This is a genomic window from Aminobacter aganoensis (assembly GCF_014206975.1).
In the GTDB taxonomy this organism is placed as follows: domain Bacteria; phylum Pseudomonadota; class Alphaproteobacteria; order Rhizobiales; family Rhizobiaceae; genus Aminobacter; species Aminobacter aganoensis.
Genome location: NZ_JACHOU010000024.1, coordinates 1 through 20,978 on the forward strand (window position 1 = coordinate 1; position 20,978 = coordinate 20,978).

Annotated in this window: 21 protein-coding genes; 14 read left to right on the forward strand and 7 right to left on the reverse strand. The window is 64.8% G+C overall.

Translation table 11 applies throughout. The annotated features are described in order from the left end of the window. Positions 1-90 precede the first annotated feature (90 nt). Positions 91-1,203, reverse strand: a complete 1,113-nt coding sequence (locus GGR00_RS25615) for an AI-2E family transporter (RefSeq protein WP_184702155.1) — start codon at positions 1,201-1,203, stop codon at positions 91-93. 121 nt (positions 1,204-1,324) lie between these two features. Between GGR00_RS25615 and GGR00_RS25620 the strand changes: the two genes are divergently transcribed. Together GGR00_RS25620 and GGR00_RS25625 are read left to right on the forward strand one after the other, a co-directional pair. After that, a complete protein-coding gene (locus tag GGR00_RS25620) occupies positions 1,325-1,651 on the forward strand; it encodes an ElaB/YgaM/YqjD family protein (protein WP_184702157.1) in 327 nt (108 codons plus the stop codon). An 18-nt stretch (positions 1,652-1,669) separates the two neighbouring features. Then, on the forward strand, positions 1,670-2,122 hold the full coding sequence (locus GGR00_RS25625) for a hypothetical protein (RefSeq protein ID WP_055974146.1): 453 nt from the start codon (positions 1,670-1,672) through the stop codon (positions 2,120-2,122). A gap of 4 nt (positions 2,123-2,126) precedes the next feature. Here the strand turns inward: GGR00_RS25625 and GGR00_RS25630 are convergent, their stop codons facing one another. Continuing rightward, positions 2,127-3,560: a sensor histidine kinase gene (locus tag GGR00_RS25630; RefSeq protein WP_377865375.1), complete on the reverse strand. Its 1,434-nt coding sequence runs from the start codon at positions 3,558-3,560 to the stop codon at positions 2,127-2,129. A 124-nt stretch (positions 3,561-3,684) separates the two neighbouring features. Between GGR00_RS25630 and GGR00_RS25635 the strand changes: the two genes are divergently transcribed. Next, the gene (locus GGR00_RS25635) at positions 3,685-3,855 is read left to right on the forward strand and encodes a hypothetical protein (protein WP_184117371.1); all 171 of its coding nucleotides are present in this window, start codon (positions 3,685-3,687) and stop codon (positions 3,853-3,855) included. Positions 3,856-4,062: 207 nt separating this feature from the next. Further along, positions 4,063-5,022 carry a PRC-barrel domain-containing protein gene (locus GGR00_RS25640; RefSeq protein WP_184702161.1) on the forward strand — a complete coding sequence of 320 codons (960 nt, stop codon included), beginning with the start codon at positions 4,063-4,065 and terminating at the stop codon, positions 5,020-5,022. Positions 5,023-5,108: 86 nt separating this feature from the next. On the opposite strand, the gene GGR00_RS25645 is transcribed toward GGR00_RS25640, so the two are convergent. Beyond that, positions 5,109-6,665, reverse strand: coding sequence for a sulfatase-like hydrolase/transferase (locus GGR00_RS25645; RefSeq protein WP_184702163.1), 1,557 nt, complete (start codon positions 6,663-6,665; stop codon positions 5,109-5,111). Positions 6,666-6,896: 231 nt separating this feature from the next. Between GGR00_RS25645 and GGR00_RS25650 the strand changes: the two genes are divergently transcribed. From GGR00_RS25650 to GGR00_RS25665, 4 genes are all read left to right on the forward strand, one after another. Further along, positions 6,897-7,829 (forward strand): VOC family protein, encoded by a 933-nt coding sequence (locus GGR00_RS25650; protein WP_184702165.1) that lies wholly within the window; start codon positions 6,897-6,899, stop codon positions 7,827-7,829. Positions 7,830-7,839: 10 nt separating this feature from the next. Then, complete coding sequence (locus GGR00_RS25655; RefSeq protein WP_184702167.1) at positions 7,840-8,457, forward strand: alpha/beta hydrolase; 618 nt, start codon at positions 7,840-7,842, stop codon at positions 8,455-8,457. Beyond that, on the forward strand, positions 8,457-8,756 hold the full coding sequence (locus GGR00_RS25660) for a GNAT family N-acetyltransferase (protein ID WP_055974129.1): 300 nt from the start codon (positions 8,457-8,459) through the stop codon (positions 8,754-8,756). Before GGR00_RS25655 ends, GGR00_RS25660 begins: the two co-directional genes overlap by 1 nt. Before the next feature lie 338 nt (positions 8,757-9,094). Continuing rightward, the gene (locus GGR00_RS25665) at positions 9,095-9,505 is read left to right on the forward strand and encodes a hypothetical protein (RefSeq protein WP_055974124.1); all 411 of its coding nucleotides are present in this window, start codon (positions 9,095-9,097) and stop codon (positions 9,503-9,505) included. 215 nt (positions 9,506-9,720) lie between these two features. Here GGR00_RS25665 and GGR00_RS25670 read toward each other — a convergent pair whose 3' ends face one another. Further along, positions 9,721-11,808 carry a sensor histidine kinase gene (locus GGR00_RS25670; protein WP_184702169.1) on the reverse strand — a complete coding sequence of 696 codons (2,088 nt, stop codon included), beginning with the start codon at positions 11,806-11,808 and terminating at the stop codon, positions 9,721-9,723. A 129-nt stretch (positions 11,809-11,937) separates the two neighbouring features. Then, the gene (locus GGR00_RS25675; RefSeq protein WP_184117370.1) at positions 11,938-12,717 is read right to left on the reverse strand and encodes a response regulator; all 780 of its coding nucleotides are present in this window, start codon (positions 12,715-12,717) and stop codon (positions 11,938-11,940) included. Between the two features lie 199 nt (positions 12,718-12,916). Here GGR00_RS25675 and GGR00_RS25680 point away from each other — a divergent pair, with 199 nt between their 5' ends. Beyond that, positions 12,917-13,639 (forward strand): response regulator transcription factor, encoded by a 723-nt coding sequence (locus GGR00_RS25680; RefSeq protein WP_184702171.1) that lies wholly within the window; start codon positions 12,917-12,919, stop codon positions 13,637-13,639. 22 nt (positions 13,640-13,661) lie between these two features. Here the strand turns inward: GGR00_RS25680 and GGR00_RS25685 are convergent, their stop codons facing one another. Next, entirely contained in the window at positions 13,662-13,832 is a 171-nt protein-coding gene (locus GGR00_RS25685) for a hypothetical protein (protein WP_184117369.1), read from the reverse strand. 49 nt (positions 13,833-13,881) lie between these two features. Next, complete coding sequence (locus GGR00_RS25690) at positions 13,882-14,382, reverse strand: hypothetical protein (protein ID WP_156381192.1); 501 nt, start codon at positions 14,380-14,382, stop codon at positions 13,882-13,884. A 179-nt stretch (positions 14,383-14,561) separates the two neighbouring features. On the opposite strand from GGR00_RS25690, the gene GGR00_RS25695 reads away from it, so the two are divergent. The 5 genes from GGR00_RS25695 (at position 14,562) to GGR00_RS25715 (ending at position 20,950) form a co-directional block, all read left to right on the forward strand. After that, a complete protein-coding gene (locus GGR00_RS25695) occupies positions 14,562-15,023 on the forward strand; it encodes a L,D-transpeptidase (protein WP_184702173.1) in 462 nt (153 codons plus the stop codon). A gap of 530 nt (positions 15,024-15,553) precedes the next feature. Further along, positions 15,554-17,380, forward strand: coding sequence for an ABC transporter permease (locus tag GGR00_RS25700; RefSeq protein ID WP_184702212.1), 1,827 nt, complete (start codon positions 15,554-15,556; stop codon positions 17,378-17,380). A 1-nt stretch (position 17,381) separates the two neighbouring features. Beyond that, a complete protein-coding gene (locus GGR00_RS25705) occupies positions 17,382-18,512 on the forward strand; it encodes an ABC transporter ATP-binding protein (RefSeq protein WP_184702175.1) in 1,131 nt (376 codons plus the stop codon). A gap of 101 nt (positions 18,513-18,613) precedes the next feature. Next, positions 18,614-19,741, forward strand: coding sequence for an ABC transporter substrate-binding protein (locus GGR00_RS25710; protein WP_184702177.1), 1,128 nt, complete (start codon positions 18,614-18,616; stop codon positions 19,739-19,741). 66 nt (positions 19,742-19,807) lie between these two features. Next, entirely contained in the window at positions 19,808-20,950 is a 1,143-nt protein-coding gene (locus tag GGR00_RS25715) for an ABC transporter substrate-binding protein (protein WP_184702179.1), read from the forward strand. Positions 20,951-20,978: the final 28 nt, after the last annotated feature.

Below are 20,978 nucleotides of genomic sequence, written 5' to 3' on the forward strand. Positions count from 1 at the left end.
ATCGGCCACCTCGTCGAAACCATCGAGGCAGCCGAATGCAGGAACTACTTCGAAAACGCCGGATACGCTTCCGTTAAAACATGAAGGGCTCTAGCGTCCGTACTGGCGGTCCAGGTCGTCGACGCCCCAGTTCACGCCCGGCAGCACGTTGCGGATGATGGCGTAGCCGACGAGCAGCGCCGGGATGGCGATGAAGCCGCCGATGGCGCCCCACAGCCAGATCCAGAATGCCAGGGCGAGCAGCACGACGAAGGGATTGAGCGTCATCGTGCGGCCGATGACCATCGGCGTGACGAACTGGCCCTCGATGGTGTTGACGCCGAGATAGAGCGCGACCGGCAGCAGGCTGGTGCCGATGGTGTCGAACTCGGTCAGGCCGACGGCGAACAGGATGACCACCATGACCAGGGGGCCGACGAAAGGCACGAAATTGGTGACGATCGCCAACGCCCCCCACAGGGGTGCCGAGGGCACGCCGAGAAGGTAAAGCCCGATGCCGACAGTCAGGCCTTCGGCGAAGTTGATCGCGGTGATCGACAGCAGATATTGCGAGACGAGCTGTTCGACGTCGCGGAAGATATGGGCGACGCGCCAGCGCAGGCGGCGGTTGAAGCAGACGCGAAGGACGGCGGTGCGGGTCTGGTAGCGGGTTGCTACAAAGAAATAGAGACTGGCGAAAAACAGCAGCACCTGGGCGACGACGGCAGGAGCGAGGGTCGCCATCGTCTCGACACCCATGCCTTCGTCGACGGAAACCGAAACGCCTTCGCCGCCGGTGACCTGGCGCAATTGCTCGCGCATGCTCTTGAAGGTTTCGAGAGGCCCCTGCAGTTCGGACAGCTGCCTGGCCAGCTGGGCCCATATCTGCGGCAGGCGCTGAAGCCAGAAGCTGAGCGGCGAGGCGACCAGAAGCGCAAAGATGCCGACGGCGAGGATGAACAGCAACACCACGACGGCGGCGGACAGCGCCGGCGGGACGCCGGGCCGCTCGAGCCGGGAGGCCAGCGGGCCCAGCATCAGGCCGATGACGACGCCGAGGCCGATCGGGGTGAGGATGAACTCGCCGGCGTGGAGCGCGAACACGGTGGCGATGATCCCGACGAAGATGATCGACACCTGCGAACCGCGCACCAGCAGCAGTTCGAAGTTCGATTTCGGCGGCAGGCGAACGGTCGGTGCCTTCTTGATGGTGCGGTTCGACATCGACGGTTTCCAGCTCGACGGGACTGGCAAAACGTCCGGCGGTCGGCGATGGTTCCTGCGGCGACGGGAACCGACGGGCGCATAGGGCGTTTCGACCCCATCGAACGCAAGGAGTATCGACATGGCGACAGCTGCAGGAAAGCCCGGCAACGGCACCAAGACGCCCCCGGACCTCGAAGCCGACATCAAGCAATTGAAGGCCGACATCGAAGCGCTCGCCAAGCAGCTGGCGGCGACTGGAGAGCACGGCTATGGCGCCGCGCGACGGGCGGCGGCGCAAGGCGCGGACCAGCTGAAGGCGCAAAGCGATGCAGCCGTCGAGGCCTTGCGCAGCAATGCCAGGGACATCGAGGAACAGTTCATGGCCACCGTGCGCGAAAAGCCGGTGACGTCCCTGGCCATCGCCGCCGGCGTCGGTTTTCTCGTTGCGCTTCTGGCGCGGCGCTAGTCGGTGGCCGGGGGACCCATGCTGGCATCACTGATTGCGGGTTTCGCCACCGGCGAGACGACACTGGCCCTGCGGCGCGCCCGCAGGGCGGCGGTCGCTTATCTGGCGGCCGGACTGGCCGCATTGTGCGGCGTGGGCTTCCTTGTCGGCGCCGCCTTCGTCTGGGCGGCACGAAGGTTTGGTCACGTCGAGGCAGCGCTCGGCTTCGGCCTGGGCTTCCTGGTGCTCGCCGGACTGATCCTGCTCATCCACAAGCTCGCCGCCGGCTCCCGCGCTCGCGCCGACCGGAACCGCCGGCGCACCGACCTTGCCGCACTCGGCACTACGGCGGCCGTAGCCTTGCTGCCGGCATTGCTGCGCAGCAAGGGCGGCATCGGCGCGATGCTGGGGCCGGTCGTGGCACTGGCTGCCTATGCCATCTACCGCGAAAACAGGAAGCCGGACGACAGCGACGGGGTGGCCGGCGAATGACCGCCTAGGCGGTGGTTTCTGCGGGCTCGCCGAACGGCAAGGAGATCTCCGCCCGCACGCCTTCGGGAGGGAATTCGTGCCTGACCTCGCTCGAGATCACCTTGGCCAGGCTGCGCCGGATGAGGATCGAACCGAAGCCATGATGCTGGGGCGGTTCGACTTCCGGGCCGCCGCGCTCCATCCATTCGAGGTGCAGGCGCTTTGCGCCCTTGCCGCCCCTGATCGTCCATGACAGGGACACCTTGCCGCCCGGCACCGACAGCGCGCCGTATTTCAGCGCGTTGCTGGCGAGTTCGTGGAGGATGAGCGCGAGGCCCAGCGCCTGGTCGGGCGTCAGCAGCGCATCCTGGCCGACGATCGAAATTCGCGGCACGTCGGCGTCGTCGAACGGGCTGAGCTCCATCCTGGAGAGATCGCGGATGCCGATGCCGCGCCACTCATATTCCGACAGAAGCCCATGGGCGAGGCCGAGGGCGCGCAGCCGCTGGCTGAAGGCGTCGAGGAACTCGCGCGGCTCGCGGGCATAGCGCACGGTCTGGGTGGCGAGCGCCTGCACGGTCGCCAGCGTGTTCTTGACGCGATGGTTGATCTCGCGCAGCAGCAGGCGCTGGCGCTCCTCGGCGTGGCGGCGTTCGGTGACGTCGTAGTTGACGCCGAAGACCAGCGTCGGCCGCCCGTCGGCATCGCGTTCGACGACCCGGCCGCGGGCCGCCAGCCAGCGCAGGGGATGGGGACCCTTGATGCGGTATTCGCCGGAGTAGTCGTCGCTGCCTTCGAGGGCCTCGCGGAACATCTTGCGCGTCTTGTCGATGTCGCGCCGGTCGATGGCAACGACGATGTCGCGCGCCCGCATCCTGGTTGCCGGGGGCATGTTGAAGAGTTCGGGCAGGAGCGTGTCGCATTCGACCACGCCCGTGCGCGGATCCCAGACCCAGCTTGCCAGCGCCGCCGCTTCGAGCGCGACCGCCCGGCGGGTCTCGGCATGGGCCAGGGCGGCCTCGGCGCGGGCGCCAGCCTGCGATCGGGTGCGCAGCATGACCAGGCTGGCGGCGATCCCGGCGATCGCCTCGAGGTGCTGGACCTGTACAGGCTCAGGCGGCGGACGCTGCTCGCGGTCGAGGATGATGAGCGATCCGACCTGGCTGCCAGCGGCGACAATCGGCACGGCGAAGCGGAAGGCGAAAGCCGGGCTCGGCGAAGCGGCAGCGATCACGTCGGCGGCCTCGCCGGCATCGATGCCGACATGCGAGTGGATCGATTGCACACCTGCCGTATCGACCAGCGTGAGCAGGACGGCGGGTGCCTGACAGAGTGCCGCCGCGAGGCTGGTCAGCCGGTCGAAATCCGGATCGGGCAGGGCTTCGGCAGCGCCGGCAACGCTTGCCTTGTCCTGGTCGCTTTCGACCACGCCAGCGTCGATGGTTTCGTTGTCCTGCACGACGGCCCCCTTCCCAGAATGGAAACTAGACGGGCGAAGCGCGCTTGAAAAGCCTTGGCCGAAACAGCGGAACCATGCCGGAAGACGGTCGTTAGCCCTATCCGAACCCGAAGGGAGAGTACCGATGACCAAGATCATTCCAGCCCGGAAAGCGCGTCAGGGGACGCGCGGCCGCCATGTGCTGCTCGTGCTCCTGGCGGCAATGCTGCTGGCCTTCGCTGCCTGGGGCGGCGCAGAATTCTACGGCGAGATGATCGACAAGAACGCCACCCAGTCGACCACGACGCCGGGCTAAATAGACGTCAGCAAAGAACTTTTCGAATTGCCCGCTGGGTCAGCGGAGCATGGTACCGGAACCCGTATCGGGGGAAATCAGCGGGGCAAAATTCGGAACCATGACGGGATCGCGACGTTGTGAACCGGTAAGGGCCGCGCCGGACCCTTCCCGCAAAAGACTGATCCAGGCGCGGCATGCATGAAACACGCACGAGGAGACTTTACCATGATCCGCAATCTTTTGGCCACGACCGCTATCGCAGCTCTGCTCGCCACCGGCGCCTATGCCCAGGACACCACGGCTCCTGCGCCGGCTCCGGCCACGCCGACTGAAGCAGCTCCGGCAACCCCGGAGGTGATTCCGCACGCCGACGGCTTCCTCGCCACCAACATCATCGGCGAGAAGGTCTACAACAGTGCTGCCGACGACGCCGAGAATATCGGTAACGTCAACGACATCGTGCTTGCCGCCGACGGCACGGCCGACCAGCTGATCATCGGCGTCGGCGGGTTCCTCGGCATCGGCGAAAAGAACGTCGCCCTGCCGTACAAAGAATTCGACTGGGCCGAGAAGAACGGCGACCGCTGGCTGGTGATGGCGACGACCAAGGAACAGCTGCAGGCGCTGCCCGATTTCGACCGCCGCGGCTATGATCCCGCCCCTGCACCCGTAGCGGCGACCGATCCGGCAGCGCCGGCGGCCGACCAGACCGCGCAGGCACCGGTTGCGCCGGCAACGCCGGAAGCCACGACCCCGCCGGCCGACCAGAGTGCCGAGGCCCCGGCGGCGACGACGCCTGACGCGGCCACGACCGACGACACCAAGACCGCGGCGATCGACAAGTCGACGCTCAAGGAAATGCCTGCCGCCGACCTGCGTGCCGAAGAGCTGATGGGCACCACGGTCTACGGTGCCGATGACGCCAATATCGGCGAGATCGGCGATATCCTGATGACGGCGGACGGCAAGATCGACGCCTATGTCATCGATGTCGGCGGCTTCCTCGGCATGGGCGAAAAGAAGGTCGCGGTCGGCAGCGACAACCTTGCCTTCATGGTCGACGCCGATGGCAACAAGTATCTCTACACGAACTTCAACAAGGAGCAGCTCGAGGCCCAGCCGGCCTACGACGCCAGCAGCTGGGCTGCGAAGCGTGACGAGCAGCGCCTGATCATCACCCAGTAGATGCGGCGGACCAGGTGCCGCGCGACAGAACCGTCGCGCGGCATCGGAGCCGGAAGGCCCGCGCTTCGGCGCGGGTCTTCTGCGTTTCAGGGCAGCCTGGCAAAATGGCCGGTAGCGCCGCCGGCGGCGAGTTCCGACAGGGCAAGCGACTGGTCGAGATGCCGTGCACGCCAGGCCAGCAGCCGCTCGGCGAATTCCAGGCGTATGCGTAGCCAGGCCGGATCATCGGCCAGGTTGCGCGTTTCGCCGGGGTCGTTGGCGAGGTCATAGAGCAGCGGCGGCAGGCCGCCGCCGAAATGCACATACTTGACCGCTTCCGTGCGGATGACAGCGAGGTTGAGGGCGCGCGAGCCGAGGCCGAAATACGCTTCGGTGGTGCCTTCGGCGACCGAGCGGAAATCATATTCCCAAAAGGCTGCGTCGCGCCAGTTTTCGGGTTCTTCGCGGTCCAGGAATGGTTTCAGCGACTGGCCGTCGAGATGCGGCAAGGGTTCGCCGCCGATCAGGTCGAGCAGGGTCGGCATGATGTCGACGGCACTGGTGAAATGGTCGACCCGGGTGCCTGCCGCCGCGTCGTGACCGGGGGCCTTGACGATGAGCGGGAGGTGATAGCTGCCGTCGAACCAGCCGCCCTTGCCGAGCATGAAATGGTCGCCCATCATCTCGGCGTGGTCGGAAGTAAGAATGACGATGGTGTCGTCCCAGTCGCCCTTGTCCCTGATGCCCTGCCAGATGCGGCCGAGCTGGGAATCGACCTCCGAGATCATGCCGTAGTAGAGCGCGCGGATCTTGCGGAACTCGTCCTCGCTCCAATCGCCGACGGTGCCTGTTGCCCCGGGGATGAAGCTCGATTTTTTCTGGTGATGCTCGAGGTGATAGGCGAGGAAGGGATGGCTGGCCTTCTCCGCTTCGACGCTTGCGGCGCCATGATAGGCAGGCCCTTCGGCCGGGTCGTACATGGTGTTGAACGGCTCCGGGACGATGAAGGGCGGATGCGGGCTGAGGAACGAGACATGGGCGAACCAGGGCTCGCTTTGGTCCTGTTCGCCGAGCCAGCGCAGGAATTCGCCGGCGAGGAAGGCGGCCGGGGTCTCGTCGGCGGAATAGACGGGCACGGCGGAGCTCACTTCCGGTGCCCCGGTGTCGGCCGGGCGATGAATGTCGGGGAAGCCGGCGCTGGAATCGATGCCGCGCATGGCGAGCCAGGACAGCCAGGCCTTCTGGTGTTCGGGCAGAAGCTGCCTGGTGGTGAAGCCGGGCAAGACGCCTTCATAGGTGCGCAGGAACGGGTCGCCGGGCGCGCGGGTGCGCGGGTCGGGGGAGACGTCGGTATAGCCGAACAGGGTCGGGTCATAGCCGACGCGGCGGGCGGCGCGGGCGATGTTGTCGTGCCTGTCGTCGAGCGGCGTGCCGTTGCGGCAGACGCGGTTGTTCATCTGATAGAGACCGGTATAGAGGCAGGCACGTGCCGGCGAGCAGGGCGCGGTGCCGGCGTAATGGCGGCTGAACAGCACGCCTTCGCGGGCGAGCGCGTCGGCATTGGGCGTGCGGACGACCGGATGGCCGACGGCCGACAGGCTGTCGCCGCGCCATTGGTCACAGGTGATGAGCAGGATGTTCTTTCGTCGGCCGGTGTTTGCCACGCTGGTCCCCAAATGTTCAGAAGCGTGGCCAAGGAAGCGGGATTCACCGGTCCGGACAAGCGCCATTGTGCGACGAACAACCATACCAAAAAGTGTGAACGGATTTGTCTTTATTGTTCACAAAATGAGTACAGACCATTCTGCGACCGGCGCCTATGCCGCACCGGTCGATGCGCCCATATTCCTCCCGACGCCGCGGCAAGGGCCGGGGCAAGCGAAAGGAGCGAGATCATGCTCAACCAGATCAAGGGCCTGCACCACGTCACTTCGATGGCCAGGGATGCGGCCGAGAACAATCAGTTCTTCACCCACAAGCTCGGTCTGCGCCGGGTCAAGAAGACGGTCAATTTCGACGCGCCCGACGTCTATCATCTCTATTATGCTGACGAGCTTGGCACGCCGGGTTCGGTGATGACCTATTTTCCGTTCCCCAATATCGGCAAGGGCCGCCCCGGCGTCGGCGAGGTGGGCACGACCGTGTTCTCCGTTCCCGAGGGTGCGCTGCCGTTCTGGGAAAAGCGTTTTGCCGATGCAGGCGTGAGAGGGCTCGCCCGCGATGAAAAGTTCGGCGAGCAGCGCCTCGGCTTTGCCGGCCCGGATGGCGACGGTTTCGCGCTCGTCGAGGCCAAGGGCGACAACCGCGCCCCGTGGGTCAAGGGTGGCGTGGCCGCCGACCAGGCGATCCGCGGCTTTCATTCGGCTTCGCTTCGGCTGCGCGATGGCGGCGCTACCGAGGAGTTGCTGAAGTTCATGGGTTATGAGGACGTCGATGCGTCGGGCAACACCAAACGCCTGGCGGTGAAGAATGGCAATGGCGCCGACTTCATCGACATCGAGACGCTGCCGGGTGCCGGCGCAGCGGGACTGGGCGCCGGGTCGGTTCATCACATCGCCTTTGCGGTGGAGAACCGGGCCAAGCAGCTCGAAGTTCGCAAGGCGCTGATGGATACGGGCTACCAGGTGACGCCGGTGATCGACCGCGATTATTTCTGGGCGATCTATTTCCGCACGCCTGGCGGCGTGCTGTTCGAGGTGGCGACAAACGAGCCCGGCTTCGACCGCGACGAGGATACGGCTCATCTCGGCGAAGCGCTGAAGCTGCCATCGCAGCATGCGCATCTGCGCGACTACCTGGAAAAGAACCTGCAGCCGCTGGGCGACTGAGGAGGGACAGATGAGCAAGGACGCCTACATTCACAAGCTGCTGCCCGGCAATCAGGGCAGCCCGCTGGTTTTTGCCTTCCATGGCACGGGCGGCGACGAAAACCAGCTGATCGGTTTTGCCAGGGACCTGGTGCCGGGGGCGACCGTTGTGTCGCCCCGCGGCGACGTTTCCGAGATGGGGGCGGCGCGCTTCTTTCGCCGTACCGGCGAGGGCGTCTACGACATGGACGACCTTGCCCGGGCGACGGCGAAGATGGCCGGGTTCGTGAAGGCTCATGTCGAGGCGGAGAAGCCTTCGGAGGTTTACGCGCTGGGCTATTCCAACGGCGCCAACATCCTGGCTTCGGTGCTGTTTGCCGCGCCCGATGCGTTCGATGCGACGGCGCTGATGCATCCGCTGATCCCGTTCGCACCCGACTTGAAAGGCAGCCTGGCCGGGCGCCGCGTGCTGATCACTGCCGGGCGGCGCGACCCGATCTGCCCGCCCGACATGACCAGCCGGCTCGAGTCCCATCTGCGGGACGCAGGTGCGACTGTCAGCCTGGAATGGCATGAAGGCGGGCACGAAGTACGGCCCAATGAAATCGAAGCCGCGAAGCGGTTCTTCGCCAAGACGGAGCAGGAATGATGTCGGAACAACTTCAAGAGATCGAGTTCGAGGATCATGGCGCCAAGGGACGCTACGTCATTCGCGCTCCGAACGGCGAAGAGGCGGAAATGACGTTCGTGAAGGTCGGCGACGACCAGATCATCATCGACCACACCGGGGTGCCCGATGCCTTCCGCGGCCAGGGCGCGGGCCTGAGGCTGGTGACCCGGGCGGTGCACGATGCGCGGGCCGCGGGCAAGAAGATCATCCCGCTCTGCCCATTCGCCGCGGCACAGTTCCGCCGACATCCAGAATGGGCCGATGTGCTGAAGAGCTGACAAAGGCGGTGGGCTTCAGGGCCGATCCGCACGAACGGGTGAACTCGAAAGGGCCGATGCAAGACCGTTGCGTCGGCCCTTTCGTTTGGTTCGAATTTTATCCGCTCACTGCAAGAGCTGTTACACGGGCGACGTGGGTCATTTCTCAAAATGGTACAGACAATTGCCCGATGTGACGGAAATTGCGGATTATTGTGACCGATTTGGCAGTATTACTGACTGGTTTTGTGGTTTCTGGATTGTTGCATTAGGTGCTTCTGATCAGCATCCGCGCGTTACAAAGCGCGGATATGTTCATTTTAATAGGGGAATGAAATTTAGCGAAAAAGGCAAATCCGATGTCCGGCACCAAGCAGGTTTCCGAATTCGACCGTCAGTTCCAGCCGCGCGCGCATATCTACCGCCGCCCGCGCCTGGCTCTTCGCCAGCGTGCGAACGAGCACCCGATGGCGATGTTTTCGGTGCTGGTCATCGCCTCGCTTTCGTCGATGGCCTGGGCGCCGGGCAGCGGGCCGGCATTCGCCTCGGTTGGCTCGGCGCCACGGATGATGGACGGTGCGCGCACGACGCCAAAGACCGACCGGCTGCCGCAGTCGGAGACCGATATCGCCTGCCGCGGGCAGGCCTGGGGTGTCGAGAACGAGATCTGCCTCGAGGCCATCGCCAAGGAGGCCGGCATTCGCGAGGCACGCAAGGTGCGGCTGATCGCCAGCGCCGAGCCGCTCCGCACCACACCCAACATCTTCTGATCAGCGTTCGGGGCGATGGCCCCGCAACGTGGCACGTTCCCTGCCGCGCACTCAGATCCTCCAGCGCGTACCTGCCCCTGCAGCTTCGGCTGTGGGGGCTTTTTTTGTCCGGTAGGCGGGGTCGACTCTGTAAAATGGGGGTGTCAGAGTTAGCGTGGGGAGAGCCTGTGCTGACCTCCGTGCCGCGTTTGCTGCGGACCCCGGGACGGGGTCGTCTACTCGTTGTCCGCGACCTGATCGCTGACTGCACTCAGGGCACTGCGCACGTCGAAGGTGCTGAACGGCTTTTCGAGAATGTGCGGCTTGAGGTTCGGCGGCAGCTGCTCGAGCTCGGCCTTGGCGCCGATCAGGTCGCCGGTGACGAGCACGAAACGCTGCGCCATGCCGGGCTGCTTGGCGACGATCTCGCGGAAAATGGTGATGCCGCTCCGGTCGGGCATGCGCAGATCGGAGAAGATGATGTCGACCGGCTGATCCAGCAGCGCTTCGGCATCCGAATCCCAGGTCGAGAAGATCCGCGCCTTGACGCCCATCAGTTCGAGGATGTCGGACAGCGAACCTGCGACATCGGGCTCGTCGTCGATGATGACCGCATGGCGCAGGCCGCTCGACTTGGGAACTGATTCCATGGCCGTGCCGTGGCCGGCCTGCATGGGAGGGAGCTCGACGACGAAACGCGCGCCGGCCGGCTCCACCGGCTCGAACCAGATCTTGCCGTTGTGGCGGTCGACGATGGCTTTCGAGATGGACAGGCCGATGCCGGTGCCGACGCCGACCGGCTTGGTGGTGAAGTAGGACTCGAAGATGCGGTCGCGGATGGTCTCGGCGATGCCGGGGCCTGAGTCCTCGACCGAGAAACCGGCGCTGCCGTCGGCATTGCGGAACGTCCGGACCTTGATGCTGCGCAGCTCGCTTGCGGCGGCAAGGGCATGCTGGCTGTTGACCAGGAAGTTGGCTGCCACCTGGGTCATGTGGTCGGCGTCGGCCATCACGCTGAGCGGGCCCGGCGCCAGGTCGGTGTCGATGCTGATGCCGCTCGAACGCGCGCCATAGGCGGTCACTTCGAGGGCGGCGCGGATGACCTGGTTGAGGTCCGTCTCGGAGCGGGCGGTGGGATGCAGGCGCACCATGCCAAGGAAGCTCTTGACGATGCGGCCACAGCGCTCGGCGGCTGCGCGCACCTTTTCGGCCCGCAGCTTGGTCTGCGGGTCGGGGGCAAACTCGTACAGCAGCGTCGACTGGGCAACGACGACCGCGAGCGGGTTGTTGAGTTCGTGCGAGACACCGGCGAGCAGCGAGCCCATGGCCGCCATCTTCTCGTTCTGGTGCAGCTTCTCGCGCTGGCGGTTGATCTCTTCTTCGGCGTGGTGCTTTTCCCTGAGGTCGCGGATCGAGCCGAGGATCAGCCGCCGGTCGGCAAGCCGCATCTCGTTGGCGGTGAGTTCGATCGGAATGATCTCGCCGGCCGCATTCTGGGTCACCGTCTCGAGCCGGTGGCCGACCATCGGCGAGCCGCGGCCCGCGAGGTATTCGGCGCCGTTGTTGTAGCCCTTGCGGTAGTAGGTGGGGATGACCGTATCGAGCAGGTCCTTGCCGAGGACCTCGTCGCGCGTCCAGCCGAACATCTTCTCGGCGGCCGGGTTGAACTCGATGATCGAACCAGTCTCGTCGACCACCATGATCGCGTCGAGAGAGGCTTGCAACATGGTGCGGCGGATGATCTCGCTGACATGGTATTCCGACAGCGAGCGTTCGACGGCGTCGCCAAGGGCTGCGGCGATGATTTCGAGGGCGGCGATTTCGTCGTCTGTCCAGTTGCGTTCGACGATGCAATCGTTGACCGCCAGCGTGCCCCAGAGATGGCCGTGTGCCGAGACCGCCACCGACAGAAACGACTTGATGTGCTGCTGTTCGAAATCGTTGCGCAGGAAGCCGGTCAGGTCCCGCGTCAGCCCGGCGAAGATCTTGCCCTGGCGGCCTTCCTCGGCGAGGCGTTCGAGCAGCGGGTCGGACTCCACCAGTGCCTGGTTGATCGTCGTCGGCGGTGCTGCGAAGGCGTCGATCCTGGGGTCGACCCAATAGGCGGCGATGGACTGCGCGAAGCCCTGGCCGGGCAGGTCGCGCAGCCGGAACAGGATGGTGCGATGGCCGCCGAAGCCGCGGGCAAAACATTCCAGGATGTGATCGATCTCGATCTGCCAATCCTGGGCCTGACGCAGCCGACGCACGATCTGTCCCGCCACGATGGTGGGGCTCGGCGTGCCCGACGGATTGTCGGTGCGTGAGACGGTCAACAAGGTCATCGCGGTTCCTGGCTGGGCCGGAGGCTTTGGAGCGCCGTGCGTCCCATCAGACGCACAAAGGACGCTCCAAGTGTCTAATATTGCGCATCGTGCTTTCCGAAAATCGACTCCGATTTTCGGGCCGATGCGCTAGTAGCCTTCGCTGCCGGGCAGGGAGAAGATATAGCCTTCCCCGCGTACGGTGCGCAGAAATTTCGGGTTCGCCGGATCGTCCTCGATCTTTTTCCTGAGCCGCATGATGCGGATGTCGACGGCGCGCGAGGATTCGGGGTCTTCGGCGAAGCCGATGGCCTCCGAGATCGTGGCGCGGCTGAGCAGCCGGTTGGGCCGGGTCAGGAAGACCTCGAGCATGTCGAACTCGCTCTTGGCCATGTCGATGATGGTGCCGGCGCTGCCGGTGACCAGGCGGCCGTCGAGATCGGCCTGGAAGGCGCCGAAGGCGATGGTGCGGCGTGGCGGCTGGGCGGCGAGCAGCGACTGCCTGAAGCTCTCGGGTTGCGGCACGCGTCGGATGACGCTGCGAACGCGCGCGAGAAGCTCACGCAATTCGTAGGGCTTGACCATGTAGTCGTCGGCGCCGATCTCGAGCCCGACGATGCGGTCGAGCGCGGTGCCCGCTGCGGTGGCGTAGATGATGCCGATCGGCATCCTGGAGCGCAGCCAGCGGCCAAGCGACAGACCGTCCTCGCCGGGCATGGCGATGTCGAGAATGGCAAGCTGGAACTGTTCGGTCTCGATCAGGGCGCGCAGGGCAGCTGCGCTTTCGACGGCGGTCACGTCAAAGCCGTTCGCGCCGAGATACTCGGCCACGGCATCCCTCAGGTCGGGCTCATCTTCAACGATGACAATCCGAGCGCGCAGTTTAGTCTCGCCTCCGCTATCGGCGGAAAGTAGATTGGGTATAAACATGATGTCCAGTGATCATTTGGCGTGGGCAGTTGCTAACGGCGTTGTGCCTCGTTAGGGGCGAATAGAGGCTTCGAACGTCCAGACTGGGGATCCATCCCCGGCCAAGCGCGTCTCGCGGCATCTTCTTGCCCCTGGGAGCGGCGACAAGACCGGCCCGGCAGGCAATGGTCGCGACGACACTGTTGCTGCGGGATGGAACATGGCTGGAAGATCGGTCGTAGCACTTGTTGCCATAGCGGAGGTCGTTGCCTCCGACCTGACCGATCATCTCGACCGGCGCGGCCATGACGTGCGCACGGCGCGTCGGCTGTGGGAGGCCGAGTCGCTGCTTTCGGCGCGCGGTATCGACGTGGTCGTGGTGGGCGACGGCCTGACGCCATCGCAAGGCCGCGACCTGCTGCGCTCCTTTGGCGGCGAGGGCGGACCCGATTTCATCCTGATCTGCCGGCCGACCGAACTGGTCGACAAGGTGCTGGCACTGGAACTCGGCGCCGCCGATGTCGTGGAGAGCCCTCTCAATGTCAGAGAGCTTGCCGCGCGCATCGGCGGTCTCCTGGCGCGCCGGGGACGCGGCACCCAGGAATTGGTGGTGCTGGAGAATTCGACCGTCGACCTGAGGTCGGCGCTGGTGATGCACCGTTCCGGCGAGGAGGAGCAGTTGTCGCCAGGACAGATCGCCTTGCTCAAGCTGTTCCTGTCGCAGCCCAGGAAGGTGCTGACGCGCGACGACATCATGGCCGCGGCGCCGGCCGAGAGCGCCGACGCCTTCGACCGCTCGATCGACTCGCGCATCGTGCGCCTGCGCCGCAAGCTCGATACGGAAAGCATCACCACGATCCGCGGATCGGGCTACCGGTTCGATCCGCCGACAAAGGCGGCCGGCCAGGAGGCCGGCTCTGCTCCAGCCGAAAATCCGAACTGACGTCGCTGCGGCGACCAAGATTTCAGCGCGCCGGCGCGGCTGCGGCCGGTACGGCCGTCTCGACGATGCCGGTCGTCATCGTTTCGGCGTGGGCCCTGTCCTTCAGGAGCACGCTCGCCACTGCGGCGAAGCCAAGAAGCCCCTGGGTGTAGAGAAGTGCCGAAAGCACGGATGCGACGAATTTGTTCTTCATGGTCGTGGGTTCCGTTTCCGTCCCAGGGGTTGGTGGTGTCGGCCTGCAATCAACCGAATACCCGCGCCGCCTGACCTGCCGTGGACGGCGCGGGTATCCTGTCCTCGCTGCGAGTGACGCGCGAGGTTCTGCTCACCCAGGCCAGGCACCCACGCCCATGGACCCGACCGATGTGCAGAGTTGCGACGAACAATGCTGTTGCGAAGACAAGAATGGCGTGGTCTGCCGGCGCCATGTCCTGCACCGGCAGCAAATCCGCTGCCATGGCGTTGCCCGGGTCGGCCAGAACTCCGATCCCCGACAGTATCGCCGTAGCGACGCCCACCCGCAGGAACCATCTTGCAGCCAACCGTTTCGCGCCCATCCTGCTTTCGCAACGTTCGTTTCGTCGGGAGTGAATTTGGCGGGCCGCTGTATCGGGAAGATGCCGCCGGGTTGTCCCTGACAGGCCTCTATTGTTGCAATGCTGTTGCGGATTCAGCCGTGGCGGCCATTTTTCGCCGGATGTGCGATGAGGAATGCCCGTCGCGCAGGTGCCAACGGATATCATGGGCTCTCCGCCAGCCAATTTTCGGTGGCGGATAGGTCAGAAACTGAAACGGCGTGTATAATTTATGAAACACAACCGAAACGAGAAAATAGCTCAAACGAAATATTAACGAAACATGGAGCGCGCATAACGCTGCCCATCAATTCAACGTCCGGCGTGGCCGGCAGATGGAGCAAGACATGCAGTTCGCCCTTTCCACCCGGTTCATCAACATCACGGCCGTCGCAATGACCGGCGCGGCCCTTCTCCTCGGGGTCGGGCAGGGTGCGGCGCAGGCTGCCAGCAAGATCGTCGCCCGTGTGTCGATCGGCGAGCAGAGGATGCATGTCATGATCGACGGACGCACCACTTTCGTCTGGAAGGTCTCCACTGGCGGCAAGGGCTATGTCACGCCGAAGGGCTCCTTCAAGCCGACGCGTATGCACGAGATGTGGTACTCGCGGAAATACGACAACGCGCCGATGCCGCATTCGGTGTTCTTCAACGGCGGCTATGCCGTACACGCCACCGACCACATCAGCCGGCTCGGCCGGCCGGCGTCGCATGGCTGCGTGCGCCTGCATCCTGACAATGCCGAGGATTTCTACGAACTGGTCGAGGCCTTCGGTCCGGCCAATACCAGCATCCAGATCGTCAAGTAGGCTCGCCGGATATCTGGCTCGAGCTTCGAGGCCCGCCCTGGGTCGGCCGCTACGCCGTTCCCGGGGCGGGCTTTTTGCTGCCCGCAGCGGGTGAAAACTCAACTTGCACGGCAGTGCACAATTTTCTCTGATCTCATGCTGCGTTGCCGACGGAAAGCTCATTGCAAACGAATAAATTAGGCTTTTCATCCAATTTTTGCTGTTTTGCACGCCTGTGCAAAAATATGACGAATCCGGATTGACATGAACGTGCCGCGGATGGAATGAATATGCCAACAGGCGCAGCGATGGGCCGGTCTGCCCGGAGGAGGGCGGGCGTGCCTGAAGCAAGGGCGGCGAGGAAGCAGCGGACCTAGTCCGCCAGGCCCAGCCACAGGCACCAGCGGAGGAGAATGCATGTTCGTGCCAACGCATGAAGGACTGGCCGCGCGTCCGATGGATCGCGGCTGTCGCCAAGGCGCCGTCCCGACTGGGGAAGGGAGGGGGGCTTCGTGAGCGGGCCTGCCCAGACATCGACCAAACCCGCAGTCATGGCACCCAGGTCGGCATCCCGGCTTGCGGCGCCGACGCGGGGCCAGCGCCTGCGCTATCGGATGAAGGTGGCGCTGCGCGAACCGACGACGACCATCGGAATCCTGGCCGCCGCGCTGTTTGCCTATCTCATCGTCGTGCCGATCATCTCGATGCTGTCGGACGCGATGCGCGTCCAGTTCGGCGACGAGCGCCGCATCAAGCAGGATGTCGGCGAGCTGACCTGGTATTATCTCGATCGCGTCTTTCTCTCGCGCATCTCGCACGATTTGTTCTGGGAGCCACTGGTCAACACGCTGAGCGTGGCGGCGGGCGCCATCGTGCTGTCGATGTTGGTGGGCGGCACGCTGGCCTGGCTGCTCAGCCGCACCGACATGTTCGGACGGCGCTGGTTCGCGACAGCCCTCATCGTGCCCTACATGCTGCCGGCCTGGACCTTCGCGCTGGCATGGACGACGCTGTTCAAGAACCGCACCGTCGGCGGCCAGCCCGGCTGGCTGGAGTCGCTTGGCTTTTCGCCGCCCGACTGGCTGTCCTATGGCCAGCTGCCGGTGACGATCATCCTGGCGCTGCATTACTCGCCCTTCGTCATCCTGCTGTTCGGCAACGCGCTGCGCCGCTTCGATTCCCAGCTCGAGGACTCGGCCCGCATCCTCGGTGCCGGCAGGCTGACAGTGGCGAGCAAGATCATCATGCCGCTGATGCGCCCGTCCCTGATGTCGGCGATGGTGCTGATCTTCGCCAAGTGCCTCGGCGAATTCGGCGTGCCCTACGTGCTCGGCCTGCCGGTCAATTTCGACGTGCTGGCGACATCGCTGTACCAGAACATCTCGTCGCGCCAGGTCGGCGTCGGTGCCGTGCTCGCAGGTGCGATCATGCTGATCGGCATCATCACCATCACCATCGACGCCCGGCTGATGCGCGAGGCGCGCCGCTTCGTCACCATCGGCTCGAAGGGCTCGATGAACCGGTTGAGCCCGCTCGGCATCCTGAGAATGCCGGCAACCGGCTTCGCGGCGCTGATGTTCGTGCTCAGCGTCGGCCTGCCGATCGGCACGCTGTTCCTGTCGACGATCATGCGGGTGCCGGGCCAGTTCAATCTCGACAATTTCACGCTCGACTACTGGATAGGCACCAACCTTAACACAGTAGCGCTCCAGACCGGCATCCTGTTGAGTCCAGACCTGTGGAATGCGGCGTGGAACAGCCTGCGCATCGTCGGCGTCGCCTCGATCACCTCCGGCATTCTTGGGCTTCTGGTCGGTTATGTCGTGGCCCGCACGCCGGTGAGGCCGCTCGGCACCTTCCTGCGCCAGGTGACGTTCCTGCCTTATCTGGTGCCGGGCATCGCCTTTGCCGCGGCCTATCTGTCGCTGTTCGCCGTGCCGCGCGGCCCGATCCCCGCGCTCTACGGCACGACGCTGATCCTGATGCTGGCGCTGATCGCCGACCAGATGCCCTATGCCTCGCGCGCCGGCATCGCCGCGATGACGCAACTCGGCAAGGACCCGGAGGAAGCGGCGCAGATCGCCGGCGCCGGCTGGTTCCGCCGCATGACCTCGATCGTCATCCCGATCCAGAAGGGGTCGCTGACGACGGGCATCCTGCTGCCCTTCATCTCGGGCATCAAGGGGCTCAGCCTGTTCGTCGTGCTGGCGGTGCCGTCGACCGACGTGCTGACCACCTATTCGCTCAGGCTGGTCGACTACCACTACACGCAGGCCGCCAATGCCGTCGTGCTCATCATCGCGGGCCTCGCCTATTTCGGTGCGCTGCTCGGCCAGAAGCTGACCAAGACCAATCTCGCGCAAGGACTGGGGAACTGACATGCCGAAGATCAACCTGAGCGGCGTCGAGAAGAACTACGGCGGCAATTCCGCCAATGCGGTGGCCGACCTCGATCTCGAAATCGGCGATGGCGAGTTCATGTGCCTTTTGGGACCGTCCGGCTGTGGCAAGACGACGACCTTGCGCATGATCGCGGGGCTGGAGCACCTGACGGCGGGCGAGATCCGCGTCGGGCCCAAGGTGGTCGATTCCGTGGTCGAGGGCGTGTTCGTGCCGCCGGAACGGCGCGAGATGGGGCTGGTGTTCCAGAGCTACGCGCTGTGGCCGCATCTGACCATCGAGCGTAACACCGACTTCGGCCTGCGCCTGCGCAAGATGCCGAAGGCCGAGCGCGAGGCGCGCGTCGACCAGGTGATGAAGACGCTGGGCATCGAGAAGTACCGCGACCGCTATCCCTCGCAGCTGTCGGGCGGCCAGCAGCAGCGCGTGGCTTTGGCCCGCATGCTGGCGGTCAATCCGGAGGTGCTCCTGCTCGACGAGCCGCTGTCCAACCTCGACGCTGCCCTTCGCCTGGAGATGCGGGCCGAGCTCAAGCGGCTGCATGCCGAGTTCAAGACGACGATCGTCTTCGTGACCCACGACCAGTGGGAGGCGATGACGCTCGCCACCACCATCGCCGTGATGAGCGAGGGCCAGCTGCAGCAGGTCGGTACGCCCAACGACATCTATGACCGCCCGGCCAACCGCTTCGTGGCGCAGTTCGTCGGCAACCCGCCGATCAACATCGTCGAACTGGACGATGGCAATTCGGAGGTGTCGCGGCGGGTCAATGCCTATCTCGGCACGCGCTTTGCCGAGCTGCGCGACGCCGGTTCGATCGGCATCCGGCCGGAGGCGATCCGCCTCGCCGACGCCGAGCGCGGCGTTGCGGAAGGGGCGCTGTCGGGCAAGGCGGAGGTGACCGGCATCCTGCCCACGGGCGGCAGCTGGATCATCGAGCTGACCGCTGCCGGCGAAAAACTGTTCTTGACCACCCACCAGTCGCCCGAGGTCGAGGTCGGCGAGGCCGTGACCTGGTGGGTCAAGCCCAAGGCGCTGCATGTCTTCGACAAGGCCGGCCAACGCGTGGAGGCGGCCGACCGGGCGACGCGACCGGCCAAGTTGCATTGAGACGTTCGGTGGGCGGCGGAGGACCGTCCGCCGGGAATGAAGCAGGACTATCGGGAAACAAGACGGCCGGCATGGAGCCGGCCCGAAAGAGGGAGGAAGAGATGAGCAGACATTTCGATGTGAAACGGCTCCTTGCTGCGACGGCGCTCGGCATTGCCGCCGGCCTGTTTGCCGGTGCAACGCAGGCCGAGGAGTTCGACCTCAACGCGCTGATCGAGGCGGCCAAGAAGGAGCCGCCGCTCAACGTCTATTCGAGCACCGGCAAGATCGTGAAACAGGCCGAGAATTTCACCAAGAAGTACGGCGTGCAGGCGACCGGCACCAAGGCCAATGCCGCGGCGCAGCTGGAAATGGTGATCCGCGAAGGCCAGGCCAAGAATGTGCAGGGCGACGTCATCCAGATCTCCGACGTGCCGGCCGGCGTGGCGCAGCTGGTGCCGCAGGGCTTCGTCGAGAGCTGGCTGCCGCCGGATCTCGCCGACAAGATTCCGGCGCAGTATCAGAACCCGCTGACCGTCTCCAACGAGGCCAACGTCTTTGCCTACAACACCCAGCTCAACGAAAGCTGCCCGGTGAAGAACATCTGGGAGCTGACGGAGGCCAAGTGGAAGGGCAAGCTCGCCATGCAGGACCCGCTCAACAAGGCGTCCTATGTCGACTGGTTCAACCAGATGGCGACCAATGCCGACGACAAGGTGGCTGCGGCCTACAAGGACCATTTCGGCAAGGAGCTGGTGACCGACGAGGAGGGCGCGACCGCCGCCTGGGTCAAGGCGCTGGCCGCCAACGGCCCGCTCCTGACCGATGCCGACGAAGGCGCGGCGCAGGCTGTCGGCGCACCCGACCAGAAGGAGCAGTTCATCGGCCTGATCAGCTCGGCCAAGTTCCGCAACAACCAGGATGTCGGTTCGAAGCTCGGCCTGTGCACCGGCCTGAAGCCGTTCGCCGGCTGGATGTATCCGAGCCTCGGCTTCATCGCCAAGGGCACCGACAGCCCGAATGCGTCCAAGCTGTTCATCCACTACCTGATGACCGAGGAAGGCATCGCCCCGCAGGCGGCCGACGGCAAGATGTCGACGAACACCGACGCCAAGCTGCCTGACGACGAGCCTTCGGGTATCGGCAAGGCGCTGGACCAGATCTTCCCCTACGACTCGGCGTCGGCCCAGGGCGACTGGGACGCGCGCCAGGATTGGCAGGACCTGTGGCGCATCAACTACAAGAAATAGTGCTTGCGATTGCCGCGCCCGGCGTTCGGCCGGGCGCGTTTCAGCCGGATTTTTCGGGAGGAAACAATGAAGCCGGCATTTGGAACGAGCAGGAAAATTGCACTCGCGACGACCGCGCTGGCGGGCATGATGGCGGCAGCGGTGCTGGCGTCGGCCCCGGCGCGGGCCGAGGCCTTCGACCTCAACGCGCTGGTCGAGGCGGCGAAAAAGGAAGCGCCGATCAACATCTACGACAGCACCGGCAAGATCGTCGAAATGGCCGAGAACTTCTCGGCCAAGTACGGCGTGAAGGCGACCGGCATCAAGGTGTCGGCGAGCGCGCAGCTCGAGATGATCGTGCGCGAGGGCCAGGCCAAGAACGTCAAGGGCGACGTGGTGCTGATCACCGATGCGCCGGCCGGGCTGGCACAGCTCCTGCCGCAGAAGTTCGTAGAAAGCTACCTGCCGCCGGACATGGCCGACAAGATCCCGGCCAAGTTCCAGAACCCGCTGGCGATTACCACCAATGCCAGCGTCTGGGCCTACAATACGGAAGTCCATGACGCTTGCCCGGTGAAGAACATCTGGGAGCTCACCGATCCCAAGTGGAAAGGCAAGGTCGCCTTCTACGACCCGCTGTCCAAGGGCACCTATCCCGACTGGTTCAACCAGACCGCGACGCATGACGACGACAAGATGAAGGCGGCCTACAAGGCACATTTCGGCAAGGACATCGAGGTCGGCGAAGACAGCGCCACGGCTGCCTGGGTGAAGGCGTTTGCGGGCAATGCACCACTGCTTTCCGATTCGGACGATGCCATATCGGAAAGCGTGGGTGCGCCGGGCCAGAAGGAGCCGTTCTTCGGATTGATGAGTTCGGCCAAGTTCCGCGACAACGCCGACAAGGGCTTCAAGCTCGGTCTGTGCGAAGGCCTCGATCCGTGGCCGGGCTGGACCTATGTCAAGCTCGGGCTGATCGCCACCGGCACCAAGAGCCCGAACGCCGCCAAGCTGTTCATCCACTATATCCTGACCGAAGAAGGCATCGCGCCGCAGGTAAAGGACGGCAAGCTGCCGACCAATCCCGATATCGGGCTGCCGGCAGACGAGCCTTCGGGCATCGGCAAGGTGCTGGACAAGCTGCAGCAATACGACGCCTCGACGGCGCTCGAAGACTGGGATGCGCGCCAGGATTGGCAGGACCTCTGGCGCGTCGCCTACAAGAAATAGTTTCCCGGTGGGCTAGGGACGGGGCCCG

What these genes read in the sequence shown, in the direction of transcription:
- GGR00_RS25700 (WP_184702212.1), top strand. Translation starts at nt 15,554, where the DNA reads ATGGCACCCAGGTCGGCATCCCGGCTTGCGGCGCCGACGCGGGGCCAG.
- GGR00_RS25675 (WP_184117370.1), bottom strand. Translation starts at nt 12,717, where the DNA reads ATGTTTATACCCAATCTACTTTCCGCCGATAGCGGAGGCGAGACTAAA.
- GGR00_RS25640 (WP_184702161.1), top strand. Translation starts at nt 4,063, where the DNA reads ATGATCCGCAATCTTTTGGCCACGACCGCTATCGCAGCTCTGCTCGCC.
- GGR00_RS25650 (WP_184702165.1), top strand. Translation starts at nt 6,897, where the DNA reads ATGCTCAACCAGATCAAGGGCCTGCACCACGTCACTTCGATGGCCAGG.
- GGR00_RS25715 (WP_184702179.1), top strand. Translation starts at nt 19,808, where the DNA reads ATGAAGCCGGCATTTGGAACGAGCAGGAAAATTGCACTCGCGACGACC.
- GGR00_RS25670 (WP_184702169.1), bottom strand. Translation starts at nt 11,808, where the DNA reads ATGACCTTGTTGACCGTCTCACGCACCGACAATCCGTCGGGCACGCCG.
- GGR00_RS25695 (WP_184702173.1), top strand. Translation starts at nt 14,562, where the DNA reads ATGCAGTTCGCCCTTTCCACCCGGTTCATCAACATCACGGCCGTCGCA.
- GGR00_RS25685 (WP_184117369.1), bottom strand. Translation starts at nt 13,832, where the DNA reads ATGAAGAACAAATTCGTCGCATCCGTGCTTTCGGCACTTCTCTACACC.
- GGR00_RS25655 (WP_184702167.1), top strand. Translation starts at nt 7,840, where the DNA reads ATGAGCAAGGACGCCTACATTCACAAGCTGCTGCCCGGCAATCAGGGC.
- GGR00_RS25615 (WP_184702155.1), bottom strand. Translation starts at nt 1,203, where the DNA reads ATGTCGAACCGCACCATCAAGAAGGCACCGACCGTTCGCCTGCCGCCG.
- GGR00_RS25625 (WP_055974146.1), top strand. Translation starts at nt 1,670, where the DNA reads ATGCTGGCATCACTGATTGCGGGTTTCGCCACCGGCGAGACGACACTG.
- GGR00_RS25710 (WP_184702177.1), top strand. Translation starts at nt 18,614, where the DNA reads ATGAGCAGACATTTCGATGTGAAACGGCTCCTTGCTGCGACGGCGCTC.
- GGR00_RS25620 (WP_184702157.1), top strand. Translation starts at nt 1,325, where the DNA reads ATGGCGACAGCTGCAGGAAAGCCCGGCAACGGCACCAAGACGCCCCCG.
- GGR00_RS25635 (WP_184117371.1), top strand. Translation starts at nt 3,685, where the DNA reads ATGACCAAGATCATTCCAGCCCGGAAAGCGCGTCAGGGGACGCGCGGC.
- GGR00_RS25665 (WP_055974124.1), top strand. Translation starts at nt 9,095, where the DNA reads ATGTCCGGCACCAAGCAGGTTTCCGAATTCGACCGTCAGTTCCAGCCG.
- GGR00_RS25705 (WP_184702175.1), top strand. Translation starts at nt 17,382, where the DNA reads ATGCCGAAGATCAACCTGAGCGGCGTCGAGAAGAACTACGGCGGCAAT.
- GGR00_RS25680 (WP_184702171.1), top strand. Translation starts at nt 12,917, where the DNA reads ATGGCTGGAAGATCGGTCGTAGCACTTGTTGCCATAGCGGAGGTCGTT.
- GGR00_RS25660 (WP_055974129.1), top strand. Translation starts at nt 8,457, where the DNA reads ATGTCGGAACAACTTCAAGAGATCGAGTTCGAGGATCATGGCGCCAAG.
- GGR00_RS25690 (WP_156381192.1), bottom strand. Translation starts at nt 14,382, where the DNA reads ATGATATCCGTTGGCACCTGCGCGACGGGCATTCCTCATCGCACATCC.